Annotated in this window: 4 protein-coding genes and 1 pseudogene; 4 read left to right on the forward strand and 1 reads right to left on the reverse strand. The window is 60.2% G+C overall.

Translation table 11 applies throughout. The annotated features are described in order from the left end of the window. Window positions 1-1722: pseudogene (locus FEM54_RS23330) on the forward strand (LTA synthase family protein); the annotation flags it as partial. Here FEM54_RS23330 and FEM54_RS23335 read toward each other — a convergent pair. After that, the gene (locus FEM54_RS23335; RefSeq protein ID WP_138453302.1) at window positions 1723-2097 is read right to left on the reverse strand and encodes a c-type cytochrome; all 375 of its coding nucleotides are present in this window, start codon (window positions 2095-2097) and stop codon (window positions 1723-1725) included. A gap of 181 nt (window positions 2098-2278) precedes the next feature. On the opposite strand from FEM54_RS23335, the gene FEM54_RS23340 reads away from it, so the two are divergent. The 3 genes from FEM54_RS23340 to FEM54_RS23350 form a co-directional block, all read left to right on the forward strand. Then, a complete protein-coding gene (locus FEM54_RS23340) occupies window positions 2279-2659 on the forward strand; it encodes a response regulator (protein WP_017135414.1) in 381 nt (126 codons plus the stop codon). 194 nt (window positions 2660-2853) lie between these two features. Further along, entirely contained in the window at window positions 2854-3468 is a 615-nt protein-coding gene (locus FEM54_RS23345) for a biliverdin-producing heme oxygenase (RefSeq protein WP_138453306.1), read from the forward strand. Further along, window positions 3465-5410 (forward strand): histidine kinase dimerization/phospho-acceptor domain-containing protein (locus tag FEM54_RS23350; RefSeq protein ID WP_138453310.1); only part of this gene is annotated, 1946 nt, incomplete at its 3' end. The genes FEM54_RS23345 and FEM54_RS23350, both read left to right, overlap by 4 nt.

Raw genomic sequence — 5410 nt, forward strand, 5'->3', positions numbered from 1 at the left:
CATCTACATCATCGACTTCGGCCACTACGCCTACCTCGGCGTGCGCATCAACGCGACGGTGCTGCGCTATCTGCAAGACGCGCAGATTTCTCAACAGATGGTGTGGGAAACCTACCCGGTGCTGTGGATAACTGCCTGTTGGTTGGCGGCGGTGGTTGTGTGGGTGTGGGCACTGGTGTGCCTGGAGCGATTGACTCTGGATCGCGCCCCCAAAAGCATCGGCACACCCACAGTGGCTTTAGTGTCCGTGATTGGCGTGATCGCCGTGCTGCTGGCCTTGCTCGGCCGCGTGGCTAATCTCAACCTGGAAAACCCGGTGCCGTTGCGCTGAGCGATGCGTTCTTCTCCGGCAACAGCCAGGTCGCCGCCGTGGGCCTGAACCCGGTGCTGTTTTTGTACGACACGCTCAAGGTTGGCCAGTCGCAATTCGATGAAGCCCAGGTGCGCACGCATTACCCACAAGTGGCCGAGTACCTGGGCGTTGACCAGCCTGACGCGCAGCAGCTGAATTTCATCCGCGAACAAGGCGTGCAGCCTTACAAACTGGCAGGCGAGCGCCCGCCCAACGTAGTTTTCGTCATGCTCGAATCCCTCGGCACCAGCGCCGTGGGCGCCTATGGCAACCCGCTGAACCCCACGCCGAACCTGGACAAGCTGGCGACGCAAAGCTGGTTCTTCAAACACTTCTATGTGCCCGTCACCGGTACCGCCAAAACCGTGTGGGCGAGCATCACCGGCGTGCCCGACGTGACCCGCCAGGAGACCGCCACGCGCAACCCGCTGATCACGCGGCAACACACGTTGATCAACGCCTTCGAGGGTTACCAGAAGTTCTACATGATCGGCGGCAACGCTGGCTGGGCGAATATCAACGCGCTGATCCGCCAGAGCATCGACGGCGTGCAGCTGTTTGACGAAAGCCACTGGCGTTCGCCCCGCGTGGACGTGTGGGGCATCTCTGACCTGGACCTGTTCAAGGAAGGCGACCAACTGCTGCGCGCCGTGCCCAACGGCCAGCCGTTCTTTGCCTACCTGCAAACTTCCGGCAACCATCGGCCGTTCACCATTCCCAAGCAAAATGATGGTTTCCAACTTAACAACGTAACTCTGGAACAAGTCCAGGCTGCCGGTTCGCGCAGTGTCGAGCAATACAACGCAGTGCGCCTGCTGGATTACAACATCGGCCGCCTGATGGACATCGCCAAGGCCGGTGGCTGGTACGACAACAGCATTTTTGTGTTCTTCGGCGACCACAACACACGCATCAGCCAGATCCCGCACATGGCGCCAGCTTTTGAGCAACTGGGCCTGGAAAGCAACAACGTGCCACTGCTGATCCACGCGCCGGGGCTTGAGCCACGCGTTATTGACGAGGCCGTGGGGTTGGCGGACTTGCTGCCAACCGTGGCCGGCATGGCGGGCGTGCCGTTTCGCAACGGCGCGATGGGCCGCGATATCCAGCAGCCGGCGCCGGAAGGCGAACGTGTGGTGCCACTGGTGCTACACGAAGGCACCTTCCCGATTATCGGCGGCGTGACCCAGCACTTCCTGTTGCAGATGCAGCACGACGGCGGCTCACCAACCCTGCACGACCTGGCTTCGCAAACACCGCGCGAAGATGTAGCCGAGCAGCATCCCGAAGAGTTTCAGCGCCTGCAGGGGCTGACCCGTGGGCTGCATGAAAGTGCGCGGTTGATGCTGTTCAGGAACGTACGCGAATGATTACTTGGGTTGGAAGGTTTCCAGATAGGCCAAGATGTTTTCGATCTTTTCCGGGTCGCTGATACCCCAGAAGATCATGCGCGTACCGCTCACCACCTTCTTCGGCGCTTCGATATAGGCCGCGAGTTTGTCGCGGGTCCAGACCACGCCGGAGTTTTTCATTGCGTCGGAGTACTGATAGTCCGTGGTGGTGCCGGCAGGTCGACCGATGATGCCGTTAAGCTCAGGCCCGAAGCCACCGCGTGCGCCTTCACCGATGCTGTGGCAGCCGCCGCAGGTTTTACTGAACAGTTTGCCGCCCGCCTCGGCATCGCCGGCCGCCAAGGCCGGGGCGGTGTTGAGAACCAGGGCGAGGGTCAGTAAGGTGTACTTCATGCAAGTCTCCACAGCAGGCAACGGTGCGCCAATTATGCCTGTATCCACCTTGCCGTGCCGCTGCGGACAACCCCACGCGACCGCTCTAAAACGACCACCCATCGTTTAAAAAACATCCAATCGAACCTATTCAGCCAGCGCCTACTCCACCCTACTGAACCCTGATGGTGGAGTAAGGATCATGGCTCAGCCATCGATTTTGGTATTGGAAGACGACGAAATCATTCGTGCGTTAATGGTGGATGTATTGGAGGACTTCGGGGCTCATGTGACGTCGTTTCCTTCGGCGGATGAAGGCATGATTTACCTGGAACGCGGCGATGATCCGGTAGACCTGATCGTCAGCGATATCCAGATGCCGGGGTTACTCAATGGCTATGACTTGAGCAAAGTGGTCGCGCATCGCTGGCCGTCGGTGCCGGTGGTGCTGACCTCGGGCAATACCAAGCTGGCGGCGCAACTCGGCGGCTCTGTACGTTTTTTACCCAAGCCCTGGAGTGCAGAGCACTTGGTTGAGTGCGTGCAAACAGCACTGACCCAGCAAGGCGCCTCCATGCACTAATAGCGTCGCGACATCACTTAAACCGAACTTGCTGCAGTGCCCTGTGGTCATTTATTACGCAAGGAGCGACTTTTCTGATCCGCCGGTCAGGCTTTTTGCCTTGTGCGTACAGTTGACGGCAATGACTTGTGTAGAATCGTCGCCCATTTCACGCGTCATTCATGGCCTTAAGGCCCACAGTTCGAGCTTATTGAATGCATTCACAGGCCCATGACATTAGTGCGCCCTCATTGCTGGAAGCGTTGCGCACAGGCACGGGTTTGCTGCATGTGGCGTTGGAAAAGCGCTTGCCGTTTTTCTCCGATCAGTTGGATGCTGGCGGGTATCGGCGCTTGCTCCAGGCGTACTACGGGTTTTATGGGCCGATGGAAGCAGCGCTGTACGCCAGTGGCTTGATCCCCGACGGATATGACGCTGTACTGCGTGTGAAAACCCCCACACTGCTGGGCGATTTGCGCGCCCTTGGCTTGAATGATAACGCCATCAACGCCTTGCCCCGCTGCACCGAACACCCGACCTTCGACACCCCCGCGGCCTGCCTCGGTGCCCTGTATGTACTGGAAGGCGCCACCCTGGGCGGCCAAGTGCTGCGCCGGGAAATGGCCCGGCGCCTGGACATACACGCCGATAACGGCGGAGCGTTCCTTGATGTATACGGCGCCGAAACCGGGCGACGCTGGAAAGACTTTCTCGATTACCTGGGCCGCCTGCCGCTGGATGCTGACGCAAAACAGCGCGCGGTCGATGCGGCCCGCTCCACATTCAGTGGCTTCGAGCATTGGCTCGCCCGCCAGGAGGTACTGCTATGAAACCCGACGATTTTGAAGAGCTGCTTGCCAACTGTGCCGACGAACCGATTCGCTTCCCGGGCGCGATCCAGCCCCACGGTGTGCTGTTGACGTTGTCGGAGCCTGAGCTGCGCATCACTCAGGTCAGCGCCAACGTGGCCAGCCTGTTCGGCCACGCACCCGAAGCGCTGTTGGGCCAACCGCTGCACCAGTTAATTGGCGTTGAACCTGCCCAAGCCGTGCAATCGATCGCCGAAAACAACGCGTTTCTCGACGCGCCGGCGCTGCATGTCACGCTCAATGGTGCGCCATTTGAAGGCTTGCTGCATCGCCATCAAAACGTGCTGGTGCTGGAATTTGAGCCGCGCCTTGAAGATTTCAAACCTCGCGCCCTGAATGGTCGCACCAGTGACCTGGGCAAGATGCTGCAACGCTTGCAGTCGGCGAAAACCCTGCAAGCGCTGTACGAGATCAGCGTGACTGAAATCCAGGCCATGACCGGTTACGACCGGGTGCTGATCTATCGCTTCGAAGAAGAAGGCCACGGCCAGGTGATTGCCGAAGCGTCGGCGCCGTCCATGGAGCTGTTCAACGGGCTGTTCTTCCCCGCGTCCGACATTCCCGAGCAGGCCCGCGAGCTGTACCGCACCAACTGGCTGCGCATCATCCCGAACGCTGCCTACGAGCCGGTGCCGCTGCTGCCCAAGCTGCGTCCGGGCACTGACCAGCCGCTGGACTTGAGCTTTGCCACCTTGCGCAGCGTGTCGCCGATTCACTGCCAATACATGCAGAACATGGGCGTGCTGTCGTCCATGAGCATCTCGTTGATGGCCGGCGACAAGCTATGGGGCTTGATCAGTTGCGGCAACCGCGAGCCCTTGCTGGTGCCCAACGACCTGCGTGTTGCTTGCCAGACCATCGGCCAGGTGCTGTCTCTGCAGATCAGCGCCATGGAAGCCCTGGACTTGAGCCGCCAGCGCGAAGAAAAAGTCGAAGCCCTGGCATTGCTGGACCGCGCGATGAAAGCCTCGGAGCAAAACGTCTTCGATGGCCTGGCCCAGCAGCCGCAGGTGCTGATGGACCTGACCCTGTCGGGCGGCGTGGCGATCATCGAAGACAAACAACTGCACCGTTACGGCAATTGCCCCGAGCCTGCGCAGATCCGTGCGCTGCACAAATGGCTGCAAGAAAGCGACGAGCCGGTGTTTTCCAGTCACAACCTGGCCTCGGTATACCCGCCTGCCGCCGAGTTCCAGCAAGTGGCCAGTGGCGTTCTGGCCATGAGCTTGCCCAAGCCTGTGGATAACGGCGTGTTGTGGTTTCGCCCGGAAGTCAAAGAGAACATCAACTGGAGCGGTGACCCGAACAAGCCGCTGAACCTGGAAACCTCCGACGCCGGTTTGCGCCTGCGCCCACGCACCTCGTTTGAAATCTGGAAAGTCGAGATGGCCGGTATCTCCACCAAGTGGAGCCACGGCGACCGGTTTGCCGCCAACGACCTGCGCCGTTCCGCCCTGGAAAATGACCTGGCCCGCCAAGTGTTGCGCGAGCAGCAAGCCGTGCGCGCCCGTGATGAACTGGTGGCGGTGGTGTCCCACGACCTGCGCAACCCGATGACGGTCATCTCGATGCTCTGCGGCATGATGCAGAAAGCCTTCAGCTCCGACGGCCCACATACCTCACGGCGAATTTCCTCGGCCATCGACACCATGCAACAGGCCGCCGGGCGTATGAATGTGCTGCTGGAAGACCTGCTCGACACCTCGAAAATCGAGGCCGGGCGTTATGTGGTCAAGCCGGTGTCGTTGGACGTCAGCCAGATGTTCGAAGAGGCCTATTCGCTGCTCGCACCGTTGGCGATGGAGAAAGGCATCGACTTGTCGTTCAACGCCGAGCCCGGCCTGCTGATCCATGCCGACCCGGAGCGCCTGTTCCAGGTGCTGTCGAACCTGATCGGCAATGC

The sequence above is a fragment of the Pseudomonas edaphica genome (genome assembly GCF_005863185.1).
Lineage (GTDB): Bacteria > Pseudomonadota > Gammaproteobacteria > Pseudomonadales > Pseudomonadaceae > Aquipseudomonas > Aquipseudomonas edaphica.